General features: G+C 58.8%; 29 protein-coding genes. 17 read left to right on the top strand and 12 right to left on the bottom strand.

The features are described 5' to 3' along the window. Positions 1-7 precede the first annotated feature (7 nt). Both RE428_RS22235 and RE428_RS22230 read left to right on the top strand, forming a co-directional pair. Positions 8-3,760, top strand: coding sequence for a DUF1631 family protein (locus RE428_RS22235; protein WP_004579970.1), 3,753 nt, complete (start codon positions 8-10; stop codon positions 3,758-3,760). Between the two features lie 108 nt (positions 3,761-3,868). After that, positions 3,869-4,735 (top strand): phosphoribulokinase, encoded by an 867-nt coding sequence (locus RE428_RS22230; protein ID WP_004579971.1) that lies wholly within the window; start codon positions 3,869-3,871, stop codon positions 4,733-4,735. A gap of 670 nt (positions 4,736-5,405) precedes the next feature. Here RE428_RS22230 and RE428_RS22225 read toward each other — a convergent pair. The 4 genes from RE428_RS22225 to RE428_RS22210 all read right to left on the bottom strand — a co-directional run bounded on the left by RE428_RS22225 (position 5,406) and on the right by RE428_RS22210 (position 8,538). After that, positions 5,406-6,251, bottom strand: coding sequence for a pirin family protein (locus tag RE428_RS22225; RefSeq protein WP_004579972.1), 846 nt, complete (start codon positions 6,249-6,251; stop codon positions 5,406-5,408). 51 nt (positions 6,252-6,302) lie between these two features. Further along, positions 6,303-6,905, bottom strand: coding sequence for an FMN-dependent NADH-azoreductase (locus RE428_RS22220; protein ID WP_004579973.1), 603 nt, complete (start codon positions 6,903-6,905; stop codon positions 6,303-6,305). 146 nt (positions 6,906-7,051) lie between these two features. After that, positions 7,052-7,843 carry an adenosylmethionine decarboxylase gene (gene speD, locus RE428_RS22215; protein WP_004579974.1) on the bottom strand — a complete coding sequence of 264 codons (792 nt, stop codon included), beginning with the start codon at positions 7,841-7,843 and terminating at the stop codon, positions 7,052-7,054. A 272-nt stretch (positions 7,844-8,115) separates the two neighbouring features. Further along, positions 8,116-8,538, bottom strand: a complete 423-nt coding sequence (locus tag RE428_RS22210; protein ID WP_004579975.1) for an OsmC family protein — start codon at positions 8,536-8,538, stop codon at positions 8,116-8,118. A gap of 448 nt (positions 8,539-8,986) precedes the next feature. Here RE428_RS22210 and crp point away from each other — a divergent pair, with 448 nt between their 5' ends. After that, on the top strand, positions 8,987-9,628 hold the full coding sequence (gene crp / locus RE428_RS22205) for a cAMP-activated global transcriptional regulator CRP (RefSeq protein WP_004579976.1): 642 nt from the start codon (positions 8,987-8,989) through the stop codon (positions 9,626-9,628). Between the two features lie 606 nt (positions 9,629-10,234). On the opposite strand, the gene RE428_RS22200 is transcribed toward crp, so the two are convergent. Genes RE428_RS22200 through RE428_RS22190 form a run of 3 tightly spaced genes read right to left on the bottom strand, consistent with a single transcriptional unit; the run spans position 10,235 to position 12,203 of the window. Further along, positions 10,235-10,516, bottom strand: a complete 282-nt coding sequence (locus RE428_RS22200; RefSeq protein WP_004579977.1) for a DUF1330 domain-containing protein — start codon at positions 10,514-10,516, stop codon at positions 10,235-10,237. A 20-nt stretch (positions 10,517-10,536) separates the two neighbouring features. Next, the gene (locus RE428_RS22195) at positions 10,537-11,601 is read right to left on the bottom strand and encodes a beta-N-acetylglucosaminidase domain-containing protein (RefSeq protein ID WP_004579978.1); all 1,065 of its coding nucleotides are present in this window, start codon (positions 11,599-11,601) and stop codon (positions 10,537-10,539) included. Between the two features lie 38 nt (positions 11,602-11,639). Then, positions 11,640-12,203 carry a helix-turn-helix domain-containing protein gene (locus RE428_RS22190; protein WP_004579979.1) on the bottom strand — a complete coding sequence of 188 codons (564 nt, stop codon included), beginning with the start codon at positions 12,201-12,203 and terminating at the stop codon, positions 11,640-11,642. A gap of 123 nt (positions 12,204-12,326) precedes the next feature. On the opposite strand from RE428_RS22190, the gene RE428_RS22185 reads away from it, so the two are divergent. The 3 genes from RE428_RS22185 to RE428_RS22175 all read left to right on the top strand — a co-directional run bounded on the left by RE428_RS22185 (position 12,327) and on the right by RE428_RS22175 (position 15,072). Further along, a complete protein-coding gene (locus RE428_RS22185) occupies positions 12,327-13,520 on the top strand; it encodes a benzoate/H(+) symporter BenE family transporter (protein WP_004579980.1) in 1,194 nt (397 codons plus the stop codon). Positions 13,521-13,641: 121 nt separating this feature from the next. Further along, entirely contained in the window at positions 13,642-14,361 is a 720-nt protein-coding gene (locus RE428_RS22180; protein WP_004579981.1) for a YebC/PmpR family DNA-binding transcriptional regulator, read from the top strand. A 135-nt stretch (positions 14,362-14,496) separates the two neighbouring features. Beyond that, positions 14,497-15,072, top strand: coding sequence for an NnrU family protein (locus RE428_RS22175; RefSeq protein WP_004579982.1), 576 nt, complete (start codon positions 14,497-14,499; stop codon positions 15,070-15,072). 69 nt (positions 15,073-15,141) lie between these two features. On the opposite strand, the gene RE428_RS22170 is transcribed toward RE428_RS22175, so the two are convergent. After that, complete coding sequence (locus tag RE428_RS22170) at positions 15,142-16,827, bottom strand: methyl-accepting chemotaxis protein (protein ID WP_004579983.1); 1,686 nt, start codon at positions 16,825-16,827, stop codon at positions 15,142-15,144. 263 nt (positions 16,828-17,090) lie between these two features. Here RE428_RS22170 and RE428_RS22165 point away from each other — a divergent pair, with 263 nt between their 5' ends. Then, positions 17,091-17,246 (top strand): hypothetical protein, encoded by a 156-nt coding sequence (locus RE428_RS22165; RefSeq protein ID WP_169334054.1) that lies wholly within the window; start codon positions 17,091-17,093, stop codon positions 17,244-17,246. 84 nt (positions 17,247-17,330) lie between these two features. On the opposite strand, the gene RE428_RS22160 is transcribed toward RE428_RS22165, so the two are convergent. From RE428_RS22160 to RE428_RS22150, 3 genes are read right to left on the bottom strand one after another with little or no spacing between them, the layout of a single operon-like run. Continuing rightward, positions 17,331-17,963 carry a nitroreductase family protein gene (locus RE428_RS22160; RefSeq protein ID WP_004579985.1) on the bottom strand — a complete coding sequence of 211 codons (633 nt, stop codon included), beginning with the start codon at positions 17,961-17,963 and terminating at the stop codon, positions 17,331-17,333. A 47-nt stretch (positions 17,964-18,010) separates the two neighbouring features. After that, positions 18,011-18,454, bottom strand: a complete 444-nt coding sequence (locus RE428_RS22155) for a GNAT family N-acetyltransferase (protein WP_004579986.1) — start codon at positions 18,452-18,454, stop codon at positions 18,011-18,013. 56 nt (positions 18,455-18,510) lie between these two features. Next, entirely contained in the window at positions 18,511-19,215 is a 705-nt protein-coding gene (locus tag RE428_RS22150; RefSeq protein WP_227500191.1) for an ArsR/SmtB family transcription factor, read from the bottom strand. Between the two features lie 117 nt (positions 19,216-19,332). On the opposite strand from RE428_RS22150, the gene RE428_RS22145 reads away from it, so the two are divergent. From RE428_RS22145 to RE428_RS22100, 10 genes are all read left to right on the top strand, one after another. Beyond that, positions 19,333-19,692 carry an NIPSNAP family protein gene (locus tag RE428_RS22145; RefSeq protein ID WP_004579988.1) on the top strand — a complete coding sequence of 120 codons (360 nt, stop codon included), beginning with the start codon at positions 19,333-19,335 and terminating at the stop codon, positions 19,690-19,692. Then, positions 19,689-20,069 (top strand): antibiotic biosynthesis monooxygenase family protein, encoded by a 381-nt coding sequence (locus tag RE428_RS22140; RefSeq protein WP_004579989.1) that lies wholly within the window; start codon positions 19,689-19,691, stop codon positions 20,067-20,069. Before RE428_RS22145 ends, RE428_RS22140 begins: the two co-directional genes overlap by 4 nt. An 85-nt stretch (positions 20,070-20,154) precedes the next feature. After that, a complete protein-coding gene (locus tag RE428_RS22135) occupies positions 20,155-21,255 on the top strand; it encodes a M14 family zinc carboxypeptidase (protein ID WP_004579990.1) in 1,101 nt (366 codons plus the stop codon). Positions 21,256-21,321: 66 nt separating this feature from the next. Continuing rightward, positions 21,322-22,071 (top strand): alpha/beta fold hydrolase, encoded by a 750-nt coding sequence (locus RE428_RS22130; protein WP_004579991.1) that lies wholly within the window; start codon positions 21,322-21,324, stop codon positions 22,069-22,071. 129 nt (positions 22,072-22,200) lie between these two features. After that, on the top strand, positions 22,201-22,818 hold the full coding sequence (locus tag RE428_RS22125; protein WP_004579992.1) for a glutathione S-transferase family protein: 618 nt from the start codon (positions 22,201-22,203) through the stop codon (positions 22,816-22,818). 11 nt (positions 22,819-22,829) lie between these two features. Next, positions 22,830-23,495, top strand: coding sequence for a glutathione S-transferase family protein (locus RE428_RS22120; RefSeq protein WP_004579993.1), 666 nt, complete (start codon positions 22,830-22,832; stop codon positions 23,493-23,495). 684 nt (positions 23,496-24,179) lie between these two features. After that, complete coding sequence (gene tnpA, locus RE428_RS22115) at positions 24,180-24,470, top strand: IS66 family insertion sequence element accessory protein TnpA (protein ID WP_004578761.1); 291 nt, start codon at positions 24,180-24,182, stop codon at positions 24,468-24,470. Further along, a complete protein-coding gene (gene tnpB, locus RE428_RS22110) occupies positions 24,467-24,811 on the top strand; it encodes an IS66 family insertion sequence element accessory protein TnpB (RefSeq protein WP_004578760.1) in 345 nt (114 codons plus the stop codon). The genes tnpA and tnpB overlap by 4 nt, the downstream gene beginning before the upstream one ends. 28 nt (positions 24,812-24,839) lie before the next feature. Continuing rightward, complete coding sequence (gene tnpC / locus RE428_RS22105; RefSeq protein ID WP_004578759.1) at positions 24,840-26,471, top strand: IS66 family transposase; 1,632 nt, start codon at positions 24,840-24,842, stop codon at positions 26,469-26,471. Next, positions 26,461-26,730 carry a hypothetical protein gene (locus RE428_RS22100; protein WP_004578758.1) on the top strand — a complete coding sequence of 90 codons (270 nt, stop codon included), beginning with the start codon at positions 26,461-26,463 and terminating at the stop codon, positions 26,728-26,730. The genes tnpC and RE428_RS22100 overlap by 11 nt, the downstream gene beginning before the upstream one ends. Here the strand turns inward: RE428_RS22100 and RE428_RS22095 are convergent. Further along, positions 26,704-26,931, bottom strand: coding sequence for a hypothetical protein (locus tag RE428_RS22095; RefSeq protein WP_154660734.1), 228 nt, complete (start codon positions 26,929-26,931; stop codon positions 26,704-26,706). The genes RE428_RS22100 and RE428_RS22095 overlap by 27 nt on opposite strands. Between the last annotated feature and the right edge of the window lie 40 nt (positions 26,932-26,971).

The following is a 26,971-nucleotide window of genomic DNA, read 5'->3' as shown; positions in this document are numbered from 1 at the left end:
GGTATCGATGGAACGACGTGCCAGTCCTCGCCGACCGATAAAACTCGCTGCGCAGCTTCAACTGGGTCGAGACCAGCAGTGGCCGTGCCAGATTGCCGATTTCTGCGCGGAAGGGCTGTTTCTCCGTTTTTCCGGTGACACTGCCCGCCGCGTACGTCAGACCCTGTCCGAACAGCATCCCGAGGAGCTGGTGGTGCGCTTTCGGGGACCTGACGGCCACACGCAGCACGAGCTCTTCGTCCAGGTGGCGCGACTGATCGAAGGGGCCATGGGCGTGTCCTTTACCCGCGCCAATCCAGCGGCCCTCGACGCCATGCTGGCAGAATACGGTGCCAGCGCCCCCCAGGAACGTGCCCATCTAAAGCCGCCTACCGAGCGGGTCCAATTCGTGCTGCGCCAGTGCGCCAAAGCGGTGGTCCAGCACATAGAGCCGCTAATGGCCGAATGCCTGGCTGGTATGGTCGAAGCTTTGAAAACGTCGGCCCAGAAAGCCGGCTCCGACCAGGTGGCCAACGAAATGATCGATGCTTCGACGCAGATCAAGGCGCGCCAGCGTGCCATCTGGCATCAGATGAGTCTATTTTTGGAGTCACCGCTAAAGCCCGAACGCCAGGGCGCGCCAGGCAGCGAATTGTCGCTGGTGGACAAGAGCGAGTTCGAGGACTGGCTGACCCTCAAGGTGATGGTCACCAAGGCCGATACCCTTTACCGGGGCGAGTTGCTCCAGTTGCGGATGCGTTTGGACAAGTTAGGCGTCAGCAACGCGACTGGCCACCAGAATCCCTTGGGACCGGCGCTGGTCTGCGAGTCGTTCCATGGCAGCCTGCAGCATCTCAAGGCCAGCCGCGAGGTGGAGAAGGTCTGCCTCAAGGTGTTCGAGCAGTCGGTACTGCAGCAACTCGAACCACTCTATAAGGAACTCAACCAGATCCTGATCCGCCATGGCATCCTGCCGGACCTGGATCTGAGCCGCTACCTCAGCGATCGAGCCCCCCGGGGGGAAAGTTCCAAGCCAATGCCACCACCGGAGCCGCTGCAACCAACGGCTGCTGCGCCACAGCGCGAGGCTCAGCCCGGTTATACCGGTGTCAAATCAGGCCGGACGACGCCGGACAGCTTCCGCGGCTATTCCGAAAGTGCCCAGACCGCATTCGCCACCGTGCGCAACCTTTTGGCCACCCTGAGTGCCAGCCGGACAGAACGGGGCACCCTCAAACCGGTGGACTTTCCCGCCAATGCCCGGCCCCTCTCTGCCGGTGAATTCCAGCGGGAGCTCCAGTCGTTGCAGAGAGCCCAGGCTGAAACCACGGAAAGCGCCTCGCAGGAAGCCCTGCGCGACCGTGTAGTGGACAAGGTCAAGGCCGTAGGCGAGGTCGGACTCAACAACGCCCAACAGGAAGCGGTGGATGTCGTCGACGAATTCTTCCGCAGCGTAATCGATAGCCCGCGGCTCAACGATGTGGCTCGCCAACAGTTGCGTCGACTGGAAGTGCCGGTGCTCAAGGTGGTACTGCGCGATCGGGCATTTTTCGACGACCTTCGGAGCCCGGTCCGCGGTGTTATGAATCGTCTTGCGCTGTTGGGCGTCAAGGGCGGTCGCATCAACCCGGTGATCCAACGCCGCGTGGACGAAATGGTTCAGCGGGTAATGATCGAGTTCGAGCAGGACACCCGGGTTTTCGAGAGCGTCCAGGGCGAACTGGACAGTCTGATCGAGCGCCAGAATCTGGTGTACCGGCGCAACGTGGAGCGCGTCACCGCCGCGGCGGAGGGCGCCCAGAAAGTGGCCGATGCCAAGAAGGCTGTCGGCGACCTGCTGGACGAGCGCCTGGGCGGGCGGCGCGTGCCCCAGGCGGTTATCAGCCTGCTCAACGGCGGCTGGCGTGATCTGCTATCGTTGACGTGGATTCGCCAGGGTCCAGAGAGCCAGCTCTGGAAGGACTACCTTTCAGTCATCGATTCCCTGCTGGCCTACGGTGAGGACCCGGACGCCAGCGTTAACCTGCCCGAATTGCTGCGAGTGATCCAGGACGGGCTCGCTTCGATTTCCAGCAATCACATGCCTTCCGCCCCGATCCGGGACGAGCTCAAGGGCTTTTTGGTCAAGCGTGATCCCGCCAATACCGACTGGGTGGACGTGCCCCAGCCGGAGGCTCCGCCAAAACCACCTGCGGATACAGCCAGCGAACGTCAGAAGCGCAGCCTGCAACGCTGGATCGCCCGGGCGCAACGGCTACGGACCGGCGACTGGCTGCGTAACCAGGAAAACCCGAAAGAGCCTTACTACATGCGGTTGGTCTGGATCGCGCGGGAATTCAGCCGCTTCGTATTCGTCAACCACCAGGGCATGCGGGTGGTGGAGCAGGAGCTTGAGCCCCTGGCGCTCCAACTCCAGCAGGGTATCCTGACCCCGGATAACCAGTACGAGCGACCATTGGTGGACGAGAGCATCGACCGTATGGTGAAGCAAGTCTACGACCAGCTGTCCTGGGTCTCCACCCATGACGAGCTGACCGGCCTGCTGGCGCGTCGTGAGTTCGAGCGGGTGCTGGAGCAACACTTGACCCGGCTTGAAGAGGAAACGCTCAGCCTGGTCAAGATCGACCTGCGCCAGTTCCGTCTGCTGAAAGATACGGCAGGCCATAACGCCGGCGACGATACCCTGGCCCGCGTCGCCGAGTGCCTGCGCAAGCACATGGAGCCTGGGCGGCCGCTTTCACGTCTCGAAGGCAACGAGTTTGCCTTCCTGTGTGCGACCGAGGGCGCGGAACAGCGGGCCCAGGCGATTGTCCAGGCCATTGAGGCATTGGACCTGGATTTCGGCGGACGTCGATACTCCATCAGTGCCTGTGCCGGCATTGCGCCCGTCTTGCCGGCCCTGGTAACGGCCGACCGCTGGCTGCGGGCCGCGGACGAGGCCTGCAAGCGCGCCAAGAAGCTAGGTAATGGGCATGTTTCGACGCATATCCTCGACCCACGGATCCAGGCTCAGCAGGAGCAGGTTGCCGCCAAGGTTGCGAGCCTCGACGACCTGGATGAAGACCAGGTGCTGCTGCGCTGTCAGAAGATGATCCCGCTGCATCATGAGGCCCGAATGGGCACCCAGTATGAAATCCTGATCAGCATGTACGACGATGCCGGCCACCTGATTACCGCTGCCGAGTTCGTCCGTATGGCCGAACGTTACAACCGGATGCAGGCGGTGGACCGCTGGGTGGTGGGCCGCATGCTCGATGCCATGCGCGATACCACATCTGGCGCGAGCAAGCTGGGTGGTGTGTGCATTAACCTGTCCGGCTACTCCCTGAATGACGAGTCCCTGCTGGAATTCATCTACGAGAAGCTGAGTGAGAAGGATGCGCCTATCGAACGCCTCTGGTTCGAGATCACCGAGGCGGCGGCGATCCACAACCTGCAGGACGTCGCGGATTTCATGGCTGAGATGAAGGAATTGGGTTGTCGCTTCTGCCTGGGCAATTTCGGCAGTGGGCCGACCTCCTACGAATACATGCGCATGCTACCTGTGGACCTGATCAAGCTGGACGGCGCCTTCACCCGCCACGTCAACAAAAGCGAAGCCGACCGGGCGATGGTGCGCTCCATGGTCGACATGGCCCATTACACCAGCCGGGAAGTCATCGCCGGCCAGGTCGAAGACCGGCAAACCCTCGACACACTGCGTAGCCTGGGCGTGGACTATGCCCAGGGTTATGTGATCGAGAAGCCGCAACTGCTCAACAACATCGTGTTGAATCTCTGATTCCAAGCTGACAGATTCTCGCATCCCCGCTATGCTGCCCCCTTGCAGGTTTGATCGAGGCGAATTACCGGCGGTTGAAAGCCTCTGATATTTCAGGATTTTCCGATTATGTCCAAGCGCCACCCGATTATTGCGGTGACCGGTTCTTCCGGTGCCGGCACCACAACGACCGGTCGCATCTTCAACCAGATCTTTGCGAGCGAGCGTATCCATGCGGCGATGGTGAGCGGGGACAGCTTCCACCGCTACACCCGGGCGCAAATGGCTGTGCTCGCCGAAAAAGGCCGTTACGGACAACGCAACCATTTCGCCCTGGACGCCAACCATATCGATCGCCTCGAAGGCCTTTTCTACGACTACGGCATCAACGGCAGTGGCCAGTTCCGGGAATATGTCCACGAGGAAGACCTCGATCTTATCCGCGAGGGCTACGAGCCTGGTACCTTTACCCGTTGGGCACCGCTACCGGCGGATACCGGCTTGCTGTTCTATGAAGGGCTGCACGGTGGGGTGATCAGCGAACAGTACAATATTGCCCAGTACGTGGACCTGCTCATCGGCGTGGTTCCGATCGTCAACCTGGAATGGATGCAGAAGATCTACCGCGACACCAATGAGCGCGGCTATTCCCAGGAAGCGGTGGTCAAGACCATCATCAACCGCATGGACGACTACGTCACCGACATCGTCCCCCAGTTCGCCCACACTCACGTGAACTTCCAGCGCGTGCCCATGGTGGACACCTCCAATCCCTTCAACGTTCGGGAAGTGCCAACCGATGACGAGAGCCTGATCGTCATCCGCTTTCGGGAGCACCGGGATATCGATTTCCCGTACCTGCTGACCATGATCCCCGACAGCCACATGTCCCGGCACGACACGCTGGTAATTCCGGGGACCAAGCTGCCGCTGGCGATGGATCTGATCGTTCGCCCGATGGTGCTGGAGCTCATGGCCCATAAGCAGTTTGCGTAGCTTGTCTGCCGGTTTCCACGAGGCACATTTGGACTCGGAAATGTAGCCGACGCTTTAGCTTCGGAGTAGCCCGCAGGGCTACCCATAACATCCCGGGACCCTGACGGGTCCTCCGAAGCTAAAGAGGGTGTTGCAAAACTACTGCGCTCGACCATGCGGCGTTGGAAATCGACTCAAAATGCTCATTTACTATCTGTAAACTGCGCTTTTTCGCCGATTTCCGCCTTGCCTGGCCTTCGCTCGCTACGTTTTGCAACACCCTCTAAAGCGTCGGCTACATGGGTTGGTGGATCTGGCCTGCTCCCTGCCTTGGTTTGGGCTCAAGGCTAATACACCAACCGTATCAATATCTTCCGGTACCCGATGCCAATTGATGCGCATCGGCTTCGCCTCAGCACATCCTGCAAAGCCAAAAGTAAGCCGGTTTCCAAGAGGTAAGTTTGGGTACGGGAAATGTAGCCGACGCTTCAGCTTCGGAGTAGCCCGGAGGGCTACCGAAAATACCCGGGGACCCTGACGGGTCCTCCGAAGCTAAAGCGTCGGCTACATGGATTGGTGGAATTCGTCTGCTCTGCCTAATGTCGATAATCCAGCGCCCAAAACAAAAAAAGCGCACAGGCTCTCACCGGTGCGCAATGGGGTCACTCAAAACTCGGACGCAATCGTCCGTTCAGGCCGTCAAGCGCCCATCCCGGTAATCCTGCAGCGCCTGCTCGATTTCCTCGCGGCTGTTCATCACGAACGGGCCATACTGCACGATCGGTTCGCCGATGGGTTTGCCGGCAATGAGCAACACACGGGCCCCGGTGGGACCGGCGGAAACCATGACATGGTCGCCGTCGTCCAGAACGCTGGCGGCACTGCGCTCAAGCGGCTTCTGACGCACACTGGCGTCGCCGTCATACAAGTAAAGCAGGGCGTTGTGACCTTCCGGTACCGGCAGTTTGATGCGGGTTGCCGGCTCCAGCGCGATATCCGCATAAATCGGTTGGGTACTGCCACCCGTTACGGCACCGCGATGGGTTGTACCGTTCAATTCCAGTTCACCAGCGATTAGCTTGATAGAACCGCCGTCGATGGTGACCTCCGGAATGTCTTCCGGCTGGATATCCCGATAACCCGCATCCTTCATCTTTTCCGCCGCCGGCAGGTTCAGCCAGAGCTGGAAGCCGCGCATCATGCCTTCTTCCTGCTGAGGCATTTCCGAGTGAATGATGCCGCGCCCGGCGGTCATCCACTGCACGCCGCCGTTGCGCAGGTCCCCCCGGTTGCCCAGGTGATCCTCATGCAGCATGTGGCCTTCGATCATATAGGTGACGGTCTCGAAGCCCCGGTGCGGATGGGACGGAAAGCCGGCGATGTAGTCCGACGCCTGGGCGGACCCGAACTCATCCAGCATCAGGAAGGGATCGAGACGTACCGACGGTTGCTGGCCCAGCGTGCGCTTGATACGCACACCCGCACCATCGGATGTCTCTGCACCCGGGATCACCTGTTTGATGTTGCGTGCGGTCATATCGACCTCCTTCCCGTCTTGGGAAAAGACATGGACAAGATGACTGTCTGGTCAGGCAGTCAGGGTTTCAATGTTCTTACCGGCTTCCTCGAGTGAAGACGTCTTCTTATCCTCACCCATGTTCAGGCCTTCGGCATAGACAAAATGCACGTCCTTGAGGCCGATGAAGCCCAGGAAGGACCGGATATACGGTGTCTGCGAGTCGTTCGGGGTCCCCGCGTAAATACCGCCGCGAGCGGCGAGCACATAGACCGGACGATCCTCCAACAGACCTACCGGGCCGTTCTCGGTGTAGCGGAAGGTCACGCCTGCACGGGCGATATGGTCGAAGTAGGCCTTCAGCGCTGAGGGGATGCCGAAGTTGTACATCGGTACGCCCAACACGATTACGTCAGCGTTCTGGATCTCCTGGATCAGGGAATCTGAATAAGCGATCACGCGCTTTTGTTCATCGTCGCGTTCCTCAGAACTGGTCAGGAAGGCGCTGAAACGGGCGGCGTCCAGATGGGGAACTGGATCTGAGGCCAGATCACGGGTGACAACGTTAACGTCTCCGTGGGCCTGGTGAAGCTGGTCCAGCATGCGTTTGACCAGTTGGGATGACTGGCCGTCCTGTCCGAAAATGCTGGCGGTGATAACGAGGATGTTGGTCATGTTCAAAGCCTCCAGTGCTTGAATGAGCTGATGAGACTATTGAACTGCGGGAGGGGAAAAGATGAAAACGGAGAATTCTGGAAGGTTCGATCAGTTAATTTGAATAAGCAACGCCCCCGTGTCGGGGCGTTACTTCGAAGACCGGTTTACTCGACGTTGCGGGAGTAGAAGATCTCCAGCATTTCCCGTTGCAGACGCTCGGAAATGCCCTTGGCTTCAGCCGGGTCCAGATCACTGGCATTGACGCCGAAGACGTAGTTGTCGAGGTTGAAGTTCTTGAGCTTCATCTTCGTGTGGAACAGGTTTTCCTGATACACGTTGACGTCGATCATCTGGTACGCGTTCTGGGTATCTTCGCTCAGGTAGTTCTGGATCGAATTGATATCGTGGTCGATGTAGTGCTTCTTGCCGTCCACGTCGCGAGTGAAACCACGTACCCGGTAGTCTACCGTGACTACATCGGAATCGAAGCTGTGAATCAGGTAGTTCAACGCCTTAAGCGGCGAGATGAGGCCGCAGGTGGAGACGTCGATGTCCGCGCGGAAGGTGCTGATACCCTCGTAAGGATGGCTTTCCGGATACGTATGGACAGTGACGTGGCTCTTGTCCAGGTGAGCAACGATAGCGTCGGGTAGCGGGCCTGGTGACTCTTCGTTATCGGTGGACGGATCCCCGATCTCATGCTCGGCGATGAGCATGGTGACGGACGCGCCGTGCGGTTCGTAATCCTGGCGAGCGATGTTGAGAATGTTGGCACCGATGATCTTGACCACGTCGGACAGGATTTGGGTCAGGCGCTCGGCATTGTACATCTCGTCGATATAGTCGATGTACGCCTTGCGCTGTTCCTCGGTCCGCGCGTAACAAATGTCGTAGATATTAAAGCTCAACGACTTGGTCAGGTTATTGAAACCATGAAGCTCGAGTTTGGTTTCCATCACAGCCCCCCCGGTTAAGGAGATGAATGACAGCGGGCACAAAGCGCAACTTGTGCCGCCCAGGCCGCCACCGGTAACTGACCAGGATTGCTCACCTTTTGCGCAGACCGGCGGAGAGGGGGCGTATTATGCCTATCCACCTCAGCGTTGAATAGATAGCCCGCCCCGAATTTTGTAGCGGTTTCCCGCAGTCCAGACGCTGCCGAGGGCACGTCCTGGAAAAACTTAGCATAAATACACGTACATACTGCTCATGCCCGAGTTCACCGGGCTTATTCGGCCTCGCGGATTTCATAATCGTGGGTGATGTCCACACCGCCCTTTTCGAGCATGATCGACGCCGAGCAATACTTTTCCGCTGACAGGGCAACCGCACGTTTGACAAGATTTTCCTTCAGGTCGCGGCCGGTCACGATAAAGTGAAGGTGGATCTTGGTGAATACTGAAGGCACGGCATCGGCACGCTCGGCATCGAGTTCGCAACGACAGTCAGTCACATCCTGGCGGGACTTCTGCAGGATGCTCATGACGTCGAATGAGGAGCAGCCGCCGAGGCCCATGAGCACCATTTCCATCGGCCGGGGACCCTGGTCCTTGCCGCCGTGATCCGGTGGCCCGTCCAGTTGGACGCTGTGGCCGGAGCCGCTGGTGGCCTTGAAACTGGCATCGCCGGTCCAGTCGATGGTTGCTTTCATGGACGTCTCCTTTGTGCAAAGGCTGCATGCTACCACAAGGGGCTTTCAGGGGAACGTTCGCGCGCGGGAGTAGGCTGGGATTGGCGGGGCTTAACGCAAGTTGCGGAAAATCGGGACATTTGTTCTATACTCGAAAAGCATGGCCGCGGTTTCTCCTGATGCCGGGACCCGTACACGTCGGGTCAAGCCGTGTTGCCGGTGTCCAGGCTTCCTGATATAAGTGGCTCGCCACACGTGACAGAGTGGCCGACTGGCCGGATCGACGGAGTACTTCATTCCGATAGGGGGATCTGGGCAGCCGGTGCTCGGCGATTGAACCGCCGAGTCAGAAAAGTGTTATGCAAAAAAACGTTGAGCGGTATTCAACACTATAAAAAACAGCCCACACGGAAGCTGGGTGATTACAACAACACCGGGATTCGCCATTGAAGGAGGCACAACGAGTATTATGGCAACGATTCTCAGACCGGTTGAGCAAAAGACCAAGCACCTCGACTATTTCCTCTCACAGTGCCATCGTCGGCGCTATCCGGCCAAGAGCACCATCATCTACGCCGGCGATAAGAGTGACTCCCTGTTCTACATCGTCAAGGGTTCGGTCACTGTCATTATTGAAGACGACGACGGTCGCGAAATGATCATGGCCTACCTCAATGCCGGGGATTTCTTCGGCGAGATGGGGCTGTTCGACAACATGGATTCCCGCAGCGCCTGGGTCAAGGCCAAAACCGAGTGTGAAGTGGCGGAGATCAGCTACACCAAGTTCCGCGAGATCGCCCAGCAGGACCCGCGGGTGCTCTACTTCATTGGCGAGCAGATGGCCACGCGCCTGCGCCAGACCACCCGTAAGGTGGGCGACCTGGCGTTCCTCGACGTGACCGGCCGTGTCGCCCGCACCCTGCTGGACCTGTGCAAGGAGCCGGATGCAATGACCCATCCGGACGGCATGCAGATCAAGATCACCCGCCAGGAGATCGGCCGCATCGTGGGGTGCTCCCGCGAGATGGTCGGCCGGGTGCTCAAAACCCTGGAGGATCAGGGCCTGGTGCAGGTGAAAGGCAAGACCATGGTGGTTTACGGGACGCGGTGACAGGCGGCTTGCATCCAAACCAAAAAACGGGCTTCGGCCCGTTTTTTATTGCTCATCAGTATGTGACCGACGTCCGATTGATGCGCATCGGCTCCGCCTCAGCACATCCTACGCTATGGTCGGAGGTGCGCCGGTTGCCGCAAGACGCAGTTAGGCACGGGAAAATGTAGCCGACGCTTCAGCTTCGGAGTAGCCCGAAGGGCTACCAATAACTCTCCGGGACCCTGGCGGGTCCACCGAAGCTGAAGCGTCGGCTACATGGACGTTGCTAATGTCGGCCTCTCGAATATAACGGTAACTGGTGATCACCACATGAGCCGCCAGGACCCTGAGCCGCGTAGGATGTGGTGGGCATCGCGAACCACATCAATCCTTCAGGTATCTTCCAGCGCCAAATTGATGCGCATCGGCTTCGCCTCAGCACATCCTACGAACGCACAAATGTATGCCGGTTTGCGCGGGGTAAGTTTGGGCACGGGAAAATGTAGCCGACGCTTTAGCTTCGGAGTAGCCCGAAGGGCTACCGATAACCCTCCGGGACCCTGGCGGGTCCTCCGCAGCTAAAGCGTCGGCTACATGGACGTTGCCAATCTGGACCCTGCGAATTTATCTATAATGGGTAATCACCACATCCGCCGCCCGATCCCTGAGTGGTATCAGCTTTTGATAGCTTTCGGAGTTAAACCAGCGATCCAGTTCATTGGCATTGGCGAACTCGATAACCACGGCCCGATCGCGAGGATTCGTTCCCGCCAGGTCGCCTTGCTTCTCACCGCGAAAGAGTATGCGCGCATCGATCGATACCATGGACGCGGCCACGCCTTCCACGTACTGCTTCCACAGATCCTCGTCATGAACCTGTATTTGCCCGATCAGGTAAGCTGCCATACCACAAACCTCCGTCCCGATTATTGCGTCTGGACCTCGTCGTCCGTTGTGCGGTAGTGCCCGTCGAGCCAGGCGATGATCTCCTGCGCCACGGGGTGGGGATTCCCACCATAATGCCGGCGCAGTCGGCCTTCCCGTTCGCCCAGCCTATCGAGGCCGATATCCTGCAGCGCCATGATGTCGGCTTCCAGCAGCGTTGCCAGTTCTTCGCCCGCCACTTCCCGGGCCGCTTTGCGGAAGGCGGCCACATAGCTATAGCTGTCCTGCTGACGATAGCTGGCGGCGAGAGTGAGCGCCGGAATGCAGGTCAACGTCGGCTGCAGGGCAGGATTGATGGCATGCCCCGCCAGATATTCCCCAATGGTCGCATGCCGGCCGGTGAAGCCACGCAGGTGCAGGTGCTGGGACATACGGGGGCCGTCATTCACCGGATAGTTGTCCCACAGCAGGGGCTTGCGCTTGAGTTGCGCCGCAACATGCCTGAGATGTCCCGGCGAGATTTCTTTCGAGCAGACTTCCTCGCCGGTCCAGAAGATGTCCACGTCATCGGGCAGCGATTCGCCCAGGGTTTCCAGGTAGTCCGCTGGGCGCTGGCCGAATACCCGGTCGAGCACGGGATCGTCGGAATAGTAGGTTGGGCAAATGATCAGTCGGTCGGCGCCGGTGCGATGGCGAATCCAATCGATAATCTCAAGCTGGCGTTGGGCCAGGTCCGGTGTATCGCCGCTCATGTCGTCGAACAGGATCGCGAGATCGTCGATATCCAGGCTGTCGAGAAACGCCAGTTTTTCGGTCAGCGCCTGACGCGCCTTCTCGTCGAAGTTGCGATAGATCTCGAACGGGCTCAGCCCTACGCCGAAGCGCATGCCCTGGATCTTGCAATGCCGGGCGAAGCGGCGCAGGGCGTCGGCGGTTTCGGTGGGGTGTGGTTCATCCCAGCGTCGCCGCAGGAAGGGATCGGACTTGGGCGCATAGAGATAGAAGCTATAACCGTGATGGGCCAGCAACGAAACGAGGTGGGTCCTTGCCTCCCAACTCCAGGGCCGACCAAAGAAACCTTCAATAATACCGAGCGGGGTCTTCATGAAATGGGTCTGTTCCTGAGCTTGGTATACCTAATAGATTAGCGCGTACCTGCAGGATAGTGGATCAGGTTGTGGAATGTCGCCGGGTTGTCGCCGGTATTGCGGTACCCATGGGGCGCATCGGCGGAAAAACGGACTGCTTCGCCTGTGTCGAGCCTATGCCATCGACCCTCGATCTTCACTTCCATCCGACCTCGTGTCACCGTTACATGCTCGATCACGCCCGCCTCATGGGGCTCTGACAGGTGCTCAGTATGGGGCGGCAGTGTGAGCTCCATGAGCTCGAAGCCCAAGTGGCCATCAAAAGGAAACAGCGGGCGCACCTGCAGACGGTCATCCGGCAGGTCTGTGCCGATGGTGTTCCGCGCAAATAACGGCAGTTCCAGCGCCTGGGGTGGAGGCGTGATCAATCCGGAGAAGGCGGTGCTGAAGCCCGTGGCGATCTTCCAGAGGGTCGCCACCGTTGGGCTGGACTCGCCGCGCTCGATCTGCCCCAGCATCGCCTTGCTTACGCCCGTGGCTTCGGCGGCCCGGTCCAGGCTCCAGCCTCGCTGTTTGCGAAGTTGGCGCAGGGTCTGGGCGAGATGGGTGGTGATTTCCATGTGAGCGGGCGTCTTTTGGTGAACGGGGCTGGAAGCATTCTAGAACTTGTGCGCCATAACGCACAAATGCTAACGTTCCTGCGAATGTGCGTTATAGCGCACAAATACCCAAAGGACGATCCCGTGGCCATTCCCGATTCGATTAAAGACCTTTCGCTGTCACATGTGACCGCTGGCTTCGTGGCGGTTTTGGTGGGTTTCAGCAGTTCCGTGGTGATTATCCTCCAGGCGGCGGAGAGCGCGGGTGCCAACGCAGCGCAGGTCAGTTCGTGGATCTGGGCCTTGGGGTTGGGTATGGGGCTGACCAGTGCTGGCCTCTCGCTGTATTTCAAGGAGCCGGTATTGACCGCCTGGTCGACGCCAGGTGCGGCGCTGCTGGTAACCAGTCTGTCGGGATTCTCTCTGGAACAAGCAACCGCCGCTTTCATCTTTGCTGCGCTACTGACGATTGTCGTCGGCTGGACAGGCTGGTTCGAACGCATCCTCAAACATCTGCCCCAATCCCTCGCGGCAGCCATGCTCGCGGGCATCCTGTTCCAGTTCGGGCTCGATGCGTTCGTGGCTCTGGAGGGGAGCTTTCTGCTGGTGGGCCTGATGCTGGTGACCTATGTGATCAGCCGGCAACTGCTGCCTCGATACGCGATCCTGCTGGTGCTGGCTGTGGGAATGCTGGTTGCGGGACTGCAGGGGCGACTGCACTGGGACGGACTTGAGCTGGCGTTCGCGGAGCCGCAGTTCGTCTGGCCGGATTTCTCGCTACCGGTGCTGATCAGCGTCGGCGTACCGCTGTTCATCGTCACCATGACCTCCCAGAATGTTCCGGGCCTGGCTGTGCTGCGAGCCAACGGCTTCCGCACGCCGCTGTCGCCTGTATTGACAGTGACCGGTGTGGCCACCTTGCTCCTAGCGCCATTTGGTGGCTATGCCTTCAACCTTGCCGCAATCACCGCGGCCATCTGCATGGGCGAAGAGGCCGGGGAGAAAAAATCAGCCCGCTACCTGGCGGCCGTTTGCGCCGGTGTGGTCTATATCCTCGTAGGTTTGTTTGGCGCGACGGTCGTGGCGCTCTTTGCCGCGTTCCCGAAAGCGTTTGTCGTGGCCCTCGCCGGGCTGGCGTTGCTGGGTACTATCGGAAACAGCCTGCATGCCGCCCTGGACGATACCGAGGGGCGGGAAGCGGCACTGATTACCTTCCTCGTTACCGTGTCCGGAGTCACGCTGTGGGGCGTAGGGGCTGCTTTCTGGGGTCTGGTCGCCGGTTTACTGGTACGGCTTGTCATGAACCTCGGGTTACAGAAAACGGCCATTAAAAAATAGAACTGGCTAGCGCTCTATGTGTAAAATCGCTGCTCTTTTGAGCAGCATCGGCTGTTCCCGCAAATTCCTTGCGAATTCTTTTTTCAAGCAAGTCCTGCGTTAACAAAATCGAGGCACGGGTATGGGCAGAGCCTACCAAAACCGCAAAGATTCCATGGCCAAGACGGCCAACGCCAAAACCAAGGTCTACAGTAAGTACGGGCGTGAGATCTACGTCAGCGCCAAGCAGGGCGGTCCCGATCCGGATGGCAACCTGTCACTGCGCAGCCTGATCGACCGGGCCAAGAAAGACCAGGTGCCGACCCACGTGATCGAACGCGCGATTGAAAAGGCCAAGGGCGGCGGTGGCGAGGATTATTCCGCGGCGCGCTACGAGGGCTTCGGTCCCGGCAACTGCATGGTCATCGTCGACTGCCTGACCGACAACCCCAACCGTACCTTCGGTGATGTGCGCGTCTGCTTTACCAAGACCAAGAGCAAGATCGGCACCCCGGGTAGCGTCAGCCACATGTTTGATCACTGCGCCATCCTGGCCTTTGCCGGCGATGATGAAGAGGCTGTGCTTGAGGCGTTGATGGAATCCGATGTGGACGTGACCGACATCGAGAACGAAGAAGGCCGGATTACGGTGTTCGCCCCCAATACAGAATACGCCAAGGCCAAGCAGGCGCTGACCGAGGCCTTCGGCGACATCGATTTCGACGTGGACGAGATCCAGTTCCTGCCTCAGACCACCACGCCGGTCACCGGTGAAGACGTGGAGATGTTCGACAAGTTCCTGGACATGCTCAACGACCTCGACGACGTCCAGAACGTCTACCACAACGCCGAGGTCCAGTAAGTCCGAGCTGCCGTAAGCAAATCACCGGGCAAGCCTCTCCCGCTTGCCCGACTTCCTCCTCTCCTTGCCATTTGTCTTTGCGACGTCAAACTTCTCCGCTAAGCTCCTGAGAAAAAACGATGAGGGAGCACCGCAATGACCGTACTGATCCTGGGACTGATCATTTTCCTCGGCGTACATTCGCTGTCGATTTTCGCTGAGCCCTGGCGCGATCGCATGGTTACACGTTTGGGTGAGGGACCCTTCAAGGGCCTTTATTCATTGGTCGCGTTGGTTGGACTGGTGATGGTGATCTGGGGCTACGGTCTCGCGAGGCTGGAGCCCAGTGTGCTCTACACACCCCCCATGTGGTTGCGCCATTTGGCGATGGTGCTGCTGATCCCCGTATTCCCGTTGCTGTTTGCCACTTATTTGCCAGGCCGGATCCAGCGGGCGACGAAGCATCCGATGCTGATTGCCGTGAAACTGTGGGCGCTGGCTCATCTTCTGGCCAACGGCATGCTCGCCGATGTGTTGCTGTTTGGTGGTTTCCTGGTCTGGGCTGTCGCCGACCGGATATCGCTGAAACGGCGCGTGCCGCGCGACAAGCCAGAGCTGCCGCACAAGTCCATGAACGACATCGTCGCGATTGCGGGGGGACTGGTGGTTTACGCGTTATTCGTGGTGTGGCTACATCAGGCACTGATCGGGGTGGCGCCTGTGGCGATGTAAGAGGCCACCGACAGGGTTGGAGAAGGGGCCGCTGGCTAGGCTGCGCAGCGGCCGAACGCGCTCGAACGGTCAGACCTTGAACTGGCTGACGAGTGCCCGCAGCTGTTCACTGAGCTGGGCCAGCTCATGGCTCGCTTCGTTGGTTTGGGTTACACCCTCATCGCTGTGTTGGGCAGCCTCGACTATCCGAATGACGTTCTGGTTGATCTCCTCTGCAACCTGACTTTGCTGCTCTGCCGCAGTAGCGATCTGGGTGACCTGGTCGTGGATTTCATCCACCGAGCGTTCAATCGTATTCAGTGCGGTTGTCGCGTGGTCAATGCGCTCCACGGTGCCGTCAGACAAATCCTGTGACGCACGCATCGTTTCGACCGCACTGCGGGATTCTGCGATGAAGCCGTCAATCATCGTCCTGATTTGGCCGGCAGACTCACCGCTACGTCTTGCAAGCTGACGGACTTCATCGGCAACGACCGCAAATCCGCGACCGTGTTCGCCGGCTCGGGCGGCTTCGATCGCTGCGTTCAATGCAAGCAAATTGGTCTGGTCGGTCACTTCGTGAATGACATCGAGTACGGACTGAATCTCGTCACTACGGGCCGCCAACGCTTCGATGGCTTCGGCGCTTTTCACAATGTTTTCAGAGAGGTCGCGAACCGAACGCTGGGAGGCTGACATGGTCTGGCCGCCTTCTTTGGCCAACCTGTCTGCATCAGCGCCCGCGGACTGGACTTCATTGGCGTTCTTCGAAATCTGATGGATGGTGGCGGCCATTTCGTTGATGGCCGAGGCGATCTGGTCGGTTTCCGAACCCTGCACCTGCACCGAACGGCGCGTTTCTTCCGCAACACGGCTGAGCTCTTCGGCAGCCGATGCGACTTGGTGGGTGGTATCGCCGACGTCACGGATCGTTTTCTGGATTTTGGTGACAAAGGCGTTGAACCGTCGGCCCAGTTCAGCCAGTTCATCGTGGCCGTTGTCCGGCAGACGCTGGGTGAGGTCGCCTTCACCCTCGGCGATCTCCTGCATGGTGCGACTTACCGTTGCCAGTGGTTGGGTCACAGTACGACCGACCAATATCCCGAACACGATGGCAATGAGAACGACGATGCCGGTCACCGCGAGAATCGAGGCCAGTGCGGCATTAATATTTTTCGAAATCTGGGCTTCGGCCGCTGCGACCGTCTTATCGACACTGGTGACGTAAACACCGGTACCAATGACCCAGTTCCACTTGTCCAGGACCAGTGAATAGGAAATCTTGGGTTCGACTTCCCCTGTGGCGGGGTTCTTGCGCTCGTAAGCGTAGAAGCCGCCACCGTTACGGCCCGCGTCGAACAAGGCCTTGAGCAGGGCCTTTGTTTGCGGCGTACTGTCTTTCACATAGCCTTCGGCGCTGGGTTTAGGGCGGAAGGCGAGGTTATAGGAGTCATCCGTGTAGGCGAAGATATAGTTCTTGTCGCCGAACCCCATGGAGCGAATGGTATCGCGCACGCGGGTTTTGGCGTCCTGTTCGTCAAGCGAGGTACTGCTGTAGTCGGCATCGATCGCCGTGCGTGCGGCTTCGACGATGTGCTTGAGTCCGGTCTTGTGGGTCTCGATCAGATTTTCCCGCAGTCTCTGGATTTCAGCCTCGCCGTTGGTTTTCAATTGAATGGTAGTGATCCATGCCACCACGGCCGCCGTTAACAATACGGGAACCAGGATGGCGATGAGCAGGCGTGAACGGATACGCAATCGTTGAAAGAAACCCATGGCAGGACTCCGGTGTAAATTGAGCTTCTAAGAGCCCTGCCAGTATCCTGAAAAGAAGAAGTTTTTCCGTTCAGTTATGTAATTTAAGTTTGCAAAAGGAAATTAGGTTTCGCTTGGCGAAATAACACGGTTTTAGGTATCTATCTTGTGTTTCTTGGACGGATTCGGGCGACGGGCTTGAAGATCGGCTCCGTAGCTCTGCGGATTGCGAGCTACGCTGGATGCACCTTATCATGCGGGCTCAGACCATTGAGGAGCCCATTATGGCTAGAAAGAAGCGAACACCCACCCAACATAGTCAGGTCCAGCGCGATCTGCGCTCACCCCTTTACCGTATGCAGGTCGTCAAGGACAAAACCCGCTACAACCGCAAGCGCGACAAGACGGTCCGGTCCGAGGACTTTCGCAAGGCAGCCTGAAGGCTGTTTTACGAAAGTCCTCGACTAGGCGCCGGCCACGCAAACTCCGTGGCCACTTCTTCCGAACGAATCGGTCGAACGGTCCTAGCCGTGAGGATAGCCCAAACAGACCAGCCCAACGGGAAGATGTCCTCCCGGTAGCATGAGCGCTTCTGCAACGGCCCCGTCATCAAACGCCCCCGCCAGCACCGAACCCATTTCCAGCGCGCAGGCCTGGAGCTGGATATTCTGCGCTACTGCTCCCGCTTCGATGTAGGCGTACCGAGCGCCCCGTCCCAGCGGCGGTTGTTCGGCGAACGCCGCATCCATCCCATCGATATCCGCACTGACCGCAATCATTAGCGGCGCTTCGCCGAGCCAGGGCTGGTCTTCCAGCACGTATCCCTGCAAGGTGGAACGTAAGTCGCCCAATCCGGTGGGCGACAAACTGTGATTGCCCGGGTTGTAGCGATAGACGTCAATGGAGAGTTTGCTGACGTGGTGAGCGACGGCATGCAGCGTTAGGGGGTAGTGCTGCTTCGCCGAGGGCGCTGGGCGTTTGCGGGTCTGCGTATCGATACCCTGGCCCGCCCAAAGCAGCTGGGATAGGGCCTGAAGCGGAACGATACGCCGGTCGAACGCCCGGCAGCTGCGTCGGGAGGCCAGCGCGGTTTCCAGCGGTACCTGGCTGTCATGGGTAGGGTGGGGCAGTTTCAGGAAACGTTCCTTCGTATCCATCGTTCGATTCTCCGATCGCCACTCGTGTTAAACCTTACGGGCCAGACTCAGTGATCGGTTGGCTTGAGGGATTTGAGATAGACGTGCTGGGTCTTGCGGCGTTCGTAGCCCTGGGCCTCGTAAAAGGGGTGAGCCGCGTTGCGTTCGGTGTTCGAGCGGACCGCGATAAGATCGAGCCCCCGGCTGGCTGCCCATTTCTCCGCTGCCTTGAGCAGCGCGGCGCCCACGCCCTGGCGTGCACTCTGCTCGGTGACGATCAGCCCGACGATCTCGGCTTTCTCGCCGGATTCCAGCAGCAGACGTTTTTCCACCGCGATCCAGCCCAGTATCTTTTCATCCCCGGCATCCGCAACAGCGATGTAGCGGTCTGCGCGGCCCATCAACAGGTCCAGTCGTTCGTTGATGTCCACAGCGGTGGAACGGTAGCCCAGTTCAGTGGCCAAACGTGCGATCTGGGGGGCGTCGTGCAGCGAGGCTTTGCGGATGCGCATGGGAACACTCGTTGATTCAGGAATGAGGTCTTGATTTCATCCTGACCAATCTATGATCAATCGGCAAGCAGATAGTGGTTTCTGAAGCGCGCCAGACCCGAGGCGCTGAAGCGGACGATACGGGAATCCAGATCTTTTCGGGCCCAACCGCGGGACAGGATATCGTCCAGCAACCATTGACCGAGTGCGCCGGCCAGATGATGGCGGCGTTCGCTCCAGTCCAGACAAGCGCGACATATGGGCCGCCGATGTCGGTGCAGTTGATCGATATTGGCGCCCCTATCCCTGAAAAAAGTAGCCCCCTTTTCAGTCAGTACCGCGGTGCCATGCGCTTCAACCAGTAGTTTCTCCGAGTGCAGGGTATCGTATAGCGCAACGCTCCAGCGCCCGGCCAGGTGGTCATAGCAGATGCGCGCCTCCCGAAGCTGCGGGTCACTGGGTCCGGGGGTGATGCGCTGTGGCCCTGCACGAACAGACAGGTTGAGCAGGGATTCGAGGAGTTCCGCGACCGCTGGCCGGCTGATCTGGAAGTAGCGGTGGCGTCCCTGTTTGCGAACGTTGAGCAAGTGGCCCTCGACCAGTCTGGCCAGATGGCTGCTGGCGGTCTGCGCCGTGATATCGGCTTCCACGGCCAGCTCGCTCGCTGTCAGCGCCTGGCCGCCCATCAGGGCCATCATCATGCGGGCACGTGCCGGTTCGCCAACCAGCGCGGCGACGTCGGTGATATCCGGCTCCGGTGCCAGGGTGGGTTTCATCGTCATGCTGTTCATCATCTGGCTATCTATCTCACATCATCCCTCGTCACACTTCGGTCTCCGTCGAAGCATGCCTGGGATAAAGCCATAGACTGGCCCAGAAACCCCAGGGAGACAATGGCCATGGCTATAACCTGCTTTATCGAATACCGCCTCGATCCTTTCAAGCTGAACGACTTCCTCGCCTATGCCCAACGCTGGGGCGAGATCATTCCCGCCTGTGGAGGTGAGCTGGTGGGTTACTTCATGCCGTACGAGGGCACCAATAACATCGCCTATGGTCTGATCAGCTTTGCGTCGCTGGCCGCATATGAAGCCTATCGGGCTCGTTTGAAGACGGACGAGGCCGGTCGCGAGAATTTTCTCTTTGCCCAGGAGCAAATGTTCATTCTCGAGGAACGGCGTACCTTCCTGACACCCGTGCCCGGTACGCTGCACAAGCTGCCGGTCGGGTCCGATGTCCATCTGGAGGCGGGACAATGATTGCCGTCATCTTCGAACTGGAACCACGGGCAGGGTATGAGGACCGGTATTTCTCACTGGCAGCCGATCTGAAACCGGTGCTGGAAACCGTTGAGGGCTTTATCTCCGTCGAACGCTTCCAGAGTCTCAATGCACCTGGCCGCTACCTGTCGTTGTCGTTCTGGGAGGACGAAGCTGCCGTTCAGCGCTGGCGAAATCAGGAGGCGCACCGCGGCGCCCAACGGGCCGGCCGCGAGTCTATCTTCGCGCATTATCGGCTACGCGTAGCGCACGTGATGCGCGATTACGGTTTGACGGAGCGCGAACAGGCGCCGTCCGATAGCCGGAGCTTCCATGTCATGCCCTTTCATGCCATGAAGAGGCAGGCGAAGACCTGACGCCGCGTCGGGTTTCATCAATCTGTAGCAACGGGCCGCTAGAATGAAAGGTTGACGTCATCCGGGAGATCGGGAGAAAAGTGCAATGACAGAACTGCGGGACCTCACGCCTCACGCGGCCATTCCGTTGGAGCAATCGACCCGTGACCGTCGCCAGCGTCGGTTGTTGCGCGACTACCTGCCGGAAATGGTTTCCCTCGAGCGCATGCTGGCCGAAGCATCCGAGCGGGTACAGGCTCGGGTGATAGAGCGTGTCGCCCTGAAAGAGGTGACGTTGCCTCTTTACCGGGTGGACATCGGCAGCGAGGCGCCGGACGTGCCGGTCCTGCTACTGGTGGGTGGCGTCCATGGCCTTGAGCGTATCGGTGCCCAAGTCACCTTGGCGTGGCTGCAAAGCCTGCTCAATCGACTGACCTGGGATCGTGAGATGCAGGACCTGCTCTCGCGTATCCGCATCACCCTGCTGCCGATCCTCAATCCCGGTGGCATGTTCCTCAACCAGCGCAGTAATCCCAATGGTGTGGACCTCATGCGCAACGCGCCGATCGAGGCTCAAGGCGCCAGCACCTTCCTGCTCGGTGGGCAGCGGGTTTCGCGTCGTTTGCCCTGGTACACCGGCACGCCGGAGAAGGGGATGGAGCCGGAAAACGTCGCGCTTGAAGCGGTGATCCGTGAACTCTTGCCTGGCCGGCCGTTCAGTGTGGCGCTCGACTGCCACTCGGGATTCGGCTGGCAGGACCAGATTTGGTTTCCCTACGCCTACCGGCGCCGGCCCATGCGCCGCATCGCGTCGGTGATGGCGCTAAAGCTGCTTTGGGAGCAGGCTTACCCCAATCATACCTATGCCTTCGAGCCGCAATCCCGCCATTACCTGACCCACGGCGACCTCTGGGACTACTTCTACAAAGAGGTCAATCGCAAGGGTGAGGGCGCCTTTATCCCGCTGACGCTGGAGATGGGGTCCTGGCGCTGGATCCGCAAACGGCCGCGCCAGCTCCTGCGGTTGGAGGGGCTGTTCAACCCGATGGTCCCCCATCGTCATCAGCGGGTGCTACGCTCTCATCTGAGCTTTATCGACTTCCTGATGCGGGCGGCGGCCAATCATGAAAACTGGTTGCCAGCCAAGGCTCAGGAGCCCATGCTCAGGGAGGCGGCTATCATGCACTGGTATCGCGAACAGGGATGACGATAGGCCGTTGGTGGTCCCGGTGAATTGGAGCCGGGATGGAAGTGATGCTTTAAGGAACGCCGGATGCATTGGATCTTGTTGCGTGGCCTGACCCGCGAGCATGCGCATTGGGGTGTCTTGCCCGAACGCCTGCGCGATGCCTTTCCTCAACATAAGTTTCACGCTGTCGACCTGCCAGGTACGGGCACCCGCTTTCGGGAAACAAGTCCCTGGACCGTGCCGGCCATTCGCGAAGCGGTGCAAAAGCAGGTGGGCCACATCCCCGGTCCATTTGGTCTGATTGCCCTGTCCATGGGCGCGATGATTGCGGTGGACTGGGCTCAGCACGCCCGCTCCGGTGAAATCCAGCACCTCATCCTTATCAATACCAGCAGTGGATTCAACCGCCCCTGGCATCGCCTCAAGCCCAGGACCTGGCCCACCCTGCTGCGGCTGCTGACCCTGCGTGACCTGCGGGAGCGCGAAGCCCAGGTGGTGGCGCTCACATCGAATCGCCAACTCAATCCGGCGACGGTGCAACGCTGGTATAGCATCCAGGCCCAGCGCCCGGTTTCCGCTTCGAATGCAATGCGTCAACTCACGGCAGCCGCACGCTATCGGCCGATGAAGGAACGGCCCATGCCGGAGGCCTTGCTGTTGGCCAGCAAGGGCGACCGTATTGTCGACTGGCGCTGCAGCGAAGCGCTGGCAGAACGGTGGCAATGGACAATGCGCCTGCACCCCGACGCGGGCCATGACTTACCCCTGGACGACCCCGATTGGCTCATCGGAGAGATCACCCGTTATATCAACGGCACGCAAGTCGCCGCTTGACCGGGAACCGCCCGAGCGGCAAGCTCTGGTTTCTGAGCCTGCTAACGAACCCTTGTTCTGCAGAGTGATACGGAGTAGTAGGGCAAGGTCTGTAATAACAACAAACGACAGTTGCCAACAGGAGAGTCCATGAAGATCTACGAAACCAAGACTGCCCCGAATCCCCGTCGCGTACGCATGTTCCTGGCCGAGAAAGGACTGCTGGACGAGGTCGAGTTCGTCCAGATCGACCTGCAGAAAGGCGAGAACCTCACCCCCGAATACGCCGCCATGAACCCCATGAAGAAAGTTCCGGTGCTTCAGCTCGACGACGGCACTAGCATCGCCGAGACCATGGCCATCTGCCGCTATTTCGAGGAACTGCACCCGGATACGACACCGCTGCTGGGTGAAGACGCTATCGGCAAAGCCCACGTCGAGCAATGGCTGCGCTGGATCGAGTTCTATCTGTTCCTGCCCACGGGCATGTGCTTTCAGCACACCACCGGCTATTTCAAGGATCGCATGAATCCGATCAAGGAATGGGGTGAGGAGTGCGGCAAGAATGTCGAGAAGTTCTTCCACTTCCTGGACAAGCATCTGGCAGACCATGAATATATCTGCGGCGACACCTTCACCGCGGCGGATATCAACGCCTTCACCACGGTTGCCTTCAACAAGGTCAACGACATCCGTATCAAGCCGGAACAGACGCACTTGCAGGCCTGGTTTGACCGCATCAAAGCCCGCCCGTCCGCCCAGGTGTAAGGAGTTTCGGGATGATCGATGTTTATACCTCCCCCACGCCCAACGGGCATAAGGTAACGGTGGCGCTCGATGAAATGGGCGTCGAGTACAACCTCATTCCGGTGGACCTTTCCAAGGGCGAGCAGAAGACGCCGGACTTCCTCCGAATGAATCCCAATGGCCGCATCCCCGTCATCGTTGATCGCGACAACGACGACTTCGTGGTCTTCGAGTCCGGCGCCATCCTGATCTACCTGGGCGAGAAGTACGGCAAGCTCTACCCCAGCGATCCGAAAGTACGCTCCCGAGTGCTGCAATGGCTCATGTTCCAGATGGGCGGCGTTGGCCCCATGATGGGCCAGGCCAATGTCTTCTACCGCTACTTTCCGGAAAAGATCCAACCCGCCATCGACCGCTACCAGAACGAATGCCGCCGCCTGTTCGAAGTACTCGATTCACGGCTGGCCGAGTCCCCCTACCTCGCCTGCGACGAGTTCACCATCGCCGACATCGCCAACTGGACCTGGGTGAGAACCCATAAATGGTCGGGCGCTTCGGTGGAAGGATTGGTCCACCTGAACCGTTGGTTGGACGAGTTGGGGCAGCGGCCTGGCTGTCAGAGTGGGGTTGAGAAACCGAAGTTAGAGCGGGATAAGGAGAAGTTTATTCAGGGGGCGAGGACGATGGTGCAGCGTTAAGTTATTAATAGAAGCCTTCTAGGCTCGCAGTGGAAGTGTTGGTGACCGCTGCGAGCGTAGGAGATACGGTGGCGACTCTTCGTCATCATTTTTAGGCGTGTCTATTCTTCGAACCGCCCGCCTACATACTCTAACCAGCCCATGTTCTCTATCATTTTTAATGAAGGCATTTCCGTTTCAAAAGATTCTAAAAGGGTCAAAAAGCCTTTTCCTGCGTTCTCCGCCTCAGCTGGATCAAGCCACCCACGCTCGCATTCCTCGCAGTGAAGATAGAGTCTTAGGTTTGTTACGTCGTAGACGATTATCAACCGCCCTTGATGGCAAAATGAGCACTCTTTGAACCAATAGATAGTCATTGTTCAATGGGGTTCGCCGGCATTTAGCCAATTACTCTACCTGCACTATCAATGCTAGGAGCTCGATTCTGTCTCTTGGTTACTACTAAACCGATTAGTTCTTCAGTTACATCATCTGAATAGATTTTTGCCGAGTATTCGGACGCTTTGAAGGCGACAAATTTTACAAAGTCACCCGCTTCTGCGAGCTTTTCGCTACCCTGTTTGAAACCCCAGTTTTCGATGTTGGATTGCTCCACGGTTGTAAGCGTTCATTCCGCGACGTTCTGCCACCCCGCTGAGATTCGCTCTACAGTAACCTCACATTTCCCGATACGAGGTTACCCCCATGAGAAAGCACCGTACTCCAGAACAGTGGCAGACCCTGGTTGATCAGCAGCGCGCCAGCGGCTTGTCAGCACCGCAGTTTTGTAAACAGGAGAAGATCGGTTACGCCAGCTTCTGTAACTGGCGCAAGCGCCTGTCCGACCCGTCGACTGATGAGTCGTCAGGTCCCGGTGAAGCCGATTTTCTGGATCTCTCGTCGTTGATGGGCAACTCTCCATCCTCCGGCCCCGGCTGGAACATTGTGCTCAGCCTGGGCAACGGCGTGGAACTGCGGCTGAGCCAGAACGGATGATCGGGCTCGATAGTCAGGCCCGGATCTGGCTGTGCACTGAGCCCACCGATATGCGCAAATCGTTCCGGGGCCTGAGCGCCCTGGTCCGGAATCAGTTGAAGCACGACCCGCTCAGCGGCCAGTATTTCGTCTTCGTCAATCGCCGTAAAACTCAGATGAAGATGCTGTATTTTACGACCACTGGTTACTGCCTGTGGGCCAAACGCCTGGAGCAGGGACAGTTCCGGGTGCCTTTATCTGCCTCCGGTCAGCGAGCCCTGACGCTGACGGATCTGCAACTGCTGATCGATGGCATTGAGGTGCAGAAATACCGCCAGTTCAAGCGTTTTCGAGGGGTATAGAAGGCCGGGTTCCGGTATAATATCGGTCATGAATTCAACGGCTTCTGCTCCTTCTCCCAATGCATCGTCCTCCTCGGCTCTGGCCGAGGAGAATGCACTGCTGCGTGAGCAGGTCCAGACCCTTCAGCGCCAGCTGGACTGGTTCAAGAAGCAGCTGTTCGGCCCCAAATCCGAGAAGCAGGCATTTGACCTGCCGGGCCAGAACAGCCTGTTCCAGGAAGGCGATGCACCGGTTCCGGAGAACCCACCGGAAGAGAAAAAGCGCACGGTTAAAGCCTATCAGCGTGGTACCGGTAAGAAGCAGCGGGACGACGACTGCCTGAACGACACCGGCCTGCGCTTCACCGCCGATGTGCCGGTGGAGGTCATTGAACACCTGCCACCGGAACTGACCGGGCCGGAGGCTGACCAGTACGAAGTGATCGGCAGCAAGACCACCTACCGGCTGGCCCAGCGGGCCTCCAGCTATGTGGTGCTTAAGTGCGAACGCCCGGTGTTCCGGCGCAAGGGCACCGAGAAGCTCATCACGACACCGGCTCCGTTCAACGTGCTGGACAACAGCCTGGCCGATGTCAGCCTGCTGGCCGGGTTGCTGGTGGACAAATTCCAGTTCCATCTGCCGCTGTATCGCCAGCACCAGCGTATCCAACAGGCCGGTATCACCGTCAGTCGCAGCACTCTGACCAATCTGGTCAAGCGTGCCATCGACCTGCTGCGCCCCATTGTGGATGCCCAGACCGACAACGTACTGCGCAGTCGGGTACTGGCCATGGACGAAACGCCCATCAAGGCCGGTCATCAGGGCCGGGCCGGCCCGCAAAAGGGCAAGATGAAATCCGGCTGGTTCTGGCCGCTGTATGGCGATGCCGACGAGGTGGTGTTCACTTACTCTAACAGCCGTGGGCGTGCCCATATCGAAGAAGTACTCAGCGAATCGTTCAGCGGCACCCTGATCAGTGACGGCTACGCGGCCTATGCCCGTTATGCCGCCGCCCAGGAAAACGTCACCCATGCCCAATGCTGGGTGCACAGTCGCCGTTACTTTATCGAGGCGCAGAAGGATCATCCGGAGATAGTCACCGACGCGCTGCAACAGATCGCCACGGTGTACCGGAATGAAGAGGCCATCAAAACCCAGGGGCTGACTGGCGAGAAGAAACGCCAGTACCGGTTGGATCACTCGAAACCGGTGGTCAGCGACTTCTTCCAGTGGTGCCGGGATCAGTTGGCGCAAGGCGGCCTCGTGCCCAGCGATTCGCTGACCAAAGCCCTGAACTACGTGCTCAGCCGTGAAGCGAGCCTGACCGTGTTCCTGGAAGACCCGGATGTGCAGCCAGACACCAACCACCTGGAACGAGCACTACGCCCCATTCCAATGGGCAAGAAAAACTGGATGTTCTGCTGGACCGAACTGGGCGCGGAACACCTGGGCGTCATCCAGAGCCTGATCAGCACCTGCAAGCTGCACGATATTACCCCGTACACGTATCTGGTGGACGTGCTGCAACGTATCAGCCAGCACCCGGCCCGTGAAGTCAGCGACCTGACGCCCCGACTCTGGAAACCCCGGTTCGCCGACAATCCGCTACGGGCGCTGATCGACCCACGCCACCCTGACCGACAGAACAAACAGCCGGAGGCCAACGTCCGTGCGCATTGAGGACATGACCATCGACCAGTTGCTGGAACTGAACCAGACCATCTGCCAGCGAATTGATGAACTGCAAGAACAAGAAACCCTGCATGCCTTGAGTCAATTGCGGGTTGGCCTGAAAGTGACCTTCGAAGGCCGGGAAGGACCGGTGTTGGGGATCGTCACCAAAATCAATCGCAAGAGTGTGATCGTGCTGGGTGAGGATGGCAGGAAACAGTACAAGGTCTCGCCGGAGTTATTAAGGCCTCTCCGTGACGTGAAGTAGGTCAACTACGTCGTGGAATGAACGCTTACCCACGGTTTCACTATGGATATTGAGGTGCATGAGCTCTGTGCTGGTATCGACTCGAACTGGTTGCTCAATTACCCACTTATAATCCTTTGCTTCCACAAGGTCTTGAATTTTAGGTATTTTCTTCACGATTTGCAGTTCGGCGAGCAAAGATAAAATTTGCTCTTTGGTCATGATAATACGTTTCCGACCGAGGTTCGGCAGTGCGTGAAGA

This window comes from Marinobacter nanhaiticus D15-8W (genome assembly GCF_036511935.1).
Classification (GTDB): domain Bacteria; phylum Pseudomonadota; class Gammaproteobacteria; order Pseudomonadales; family Oleiphilaceae; genus Marinobacter_A; species Marinobacter_A nanhaiticus.
Note: the sequence above shows the minus strand (reverse complement) of the source record. Positions and strands in the feature narration are given on the sequence as shown.

Bases quoted from the DNA above. Each gene is read 5' to 3' on its own strand.
- RE428_RS22175 (WP_004579982.1), top strand. From the start codon at position 14,497: ATGACCGTACTGATCCTGGGACTGATCATTTTCCTCGGCGTACATTCG.
- RE428_RS22135 (WP_004579990.1), top strand. From the start codon at position 20,155: ATGACAGAACTGCGGGACCTCACGCCTCACGCGGCCATTCCGTTGGAG.
- RE428_RS22155 (WP_004579986.1), bottom strand. From the start codon at position 18,454: ATGCGCATCCGCAAAGCCTCGCTGCACGACGCCCCCCAGATCGCACGT.
- speD (WP_004579974.1), bottom strand. From the start codon at position 7,843: ATGGAAACCAAACTCGAGCTTCATGGTTTCAATAACCTGACCAAGTCG.
- RE428_RS22150 (WP_227500191.1), bottom strand. From the start codon at position 19,215: ATGACGATGAAACCCACCCTGGCACCGGAGCCGGATATCACCGACGTC.
- RE428_RS22140 (WP_004579989.1), top strand. From the start codon at position 19,689: ATGATTGCCGTCATCTTCGAACTGGAACCACGGGCAGGGTATGAGGAC.
- RE428_RS22180 (WP_004579981.1), top strand. From the start codon at position 13,642: ATGGGCAGAGCCTACCAAAACCGCAAAGATTCCATGGCCAAGACGGCC.
- RE428_RS22230 (WP_004579971.1), top strand. From the start codon at position 3,869: ATGTCCAAGCGCCACCCGATTATTGCGGTGACCGGTTCTTCCGGTGCC.
- RE428_RS22125 (WP_004579992.1), top strand. From the start codon at position 22,201: ATGAAGATCTACGAAACCAAGACTGCCCCGAATCCCCGTCGCGTACGC.
- tnpA (WP_004578761.1), top strand. From the start codon at position 24,180: ATGAGAAAGCACCGTACTCCAGAACAGTGGCAGACCCTGGTTGATCAG.
- tnpC (WP_004578759.1), top strand. From the start codon at position 24,840: ATGAATTCAACGGCTTCTGCTCCTTCTCCCAATGCATCGTCCTCCTCG.
- crp (WP_004579976.1), top strand. From the start codon at position 8,987: ATGGCAACGATTCTCAGACCGGTTGAGCAAAAGACCAAGCACCTCGAC.
- RE428_RS22120 (WP_004579993.1), top strand. From the start codon at position 22,830: ATGATCGATGTTTATACCTCCCCCACGCCCAACGGGCATAAGGTAACG.
- RE428_RS22095 (WP_154660734.1), bottom strand. From the start codon at position 26,931: ATGACCAAAGAGCAAATTTTATCTTTGCTCGCCGAACTGCAAATCGTG.
- RE428_RS22170 (WP_004579983.1), bottom strand. From the start codon at position 16,827: ATGGGTTTCTTTCAACGATTGCGTATCCGTTCACGCCTGCTCATCGCC.
- RE428_RS22225 (WP_004579972.1), bottom strand. From the start codon at position 6,251: ATGACCGCACGCAACATCAAACAGGTGATCCCGGGTGCAGAGACATCC.
- RE428_RS22200 (WP_004579977.1), bottom strand. From the start codon at position 10,516: ATGGCAGCTTACCTGATCGGGCAAATACAGGTTCATGACGAGGATCTG.
- RE428_RS22165 (WP_169334054.1), top strand. From the start codon at position 17,091: ATGGCTAGAAAGAAGCGAACACCCACCCAACATAGTCAGGTCCAGCGC.
- RE428_RS22220 (WP_004579973.1), bottom strand. From the start codon at position 6,905: ATGACCAACATCCTCGTTATCACCGCCAGCATTTTCGGACAGGACGGC.
- RE428_RS22190 (WP_004579979.1), bottom strand. From the start codon at position 12,203: ATGGAAATCACCACCCATCTCGCCCAGACCCTGCGCCAACTTCGCAAA.
- RE428_RS22160 (WP_004579985.1), bottom strand. From the start codon at position 17,963: ATGGATACGAAGGAACGTTTCCTGAAACTGCCCCACCCTACCCATGAC.
- RE428_RS22235 (WP_004579970.1), top strand. From the start codon at position 8: ATGGAACGACGTGCCAGTCCTCGCCGACCGATAAAACTCGCTGCGCAG.
- tnpB (WP_004578760.1), top strand. From the start codon at position 24,467: ATGATCGGGCTCGATAGTCAGGCCCGGATCTGGCTGTGCACTGAGCCC.
- RE428_RS22130 (WP_004579991.1), top strand. From the start codon at position 21,322: ATGCATTGGATCTTGTTGCGTGGCCTGACCCGCGAGCATGCGCATTGG.
- RE428_RS22145 (WP_004579988.1), top strand. From the start codon at position 19,333: ATGGCTATAACCTGCTTTATCGAATACCGCCTCGATCCTTTCAAGCTG.
- RE428_RS22195 (WP_004579978.1), bottom strand. From the start codon at position 11,601: ATGAAGACCCCGCTCGGTATTATTGAAGGTTTCTTTGGTCGGCCCTGG.
- RE428_RS22210 (WP_004579975.1), bottom strand. From the start codon at position 8,538: ATGAAAGCAACCATCGACTGGACCGGCGATGCCAGTTTCAAGGCCACC.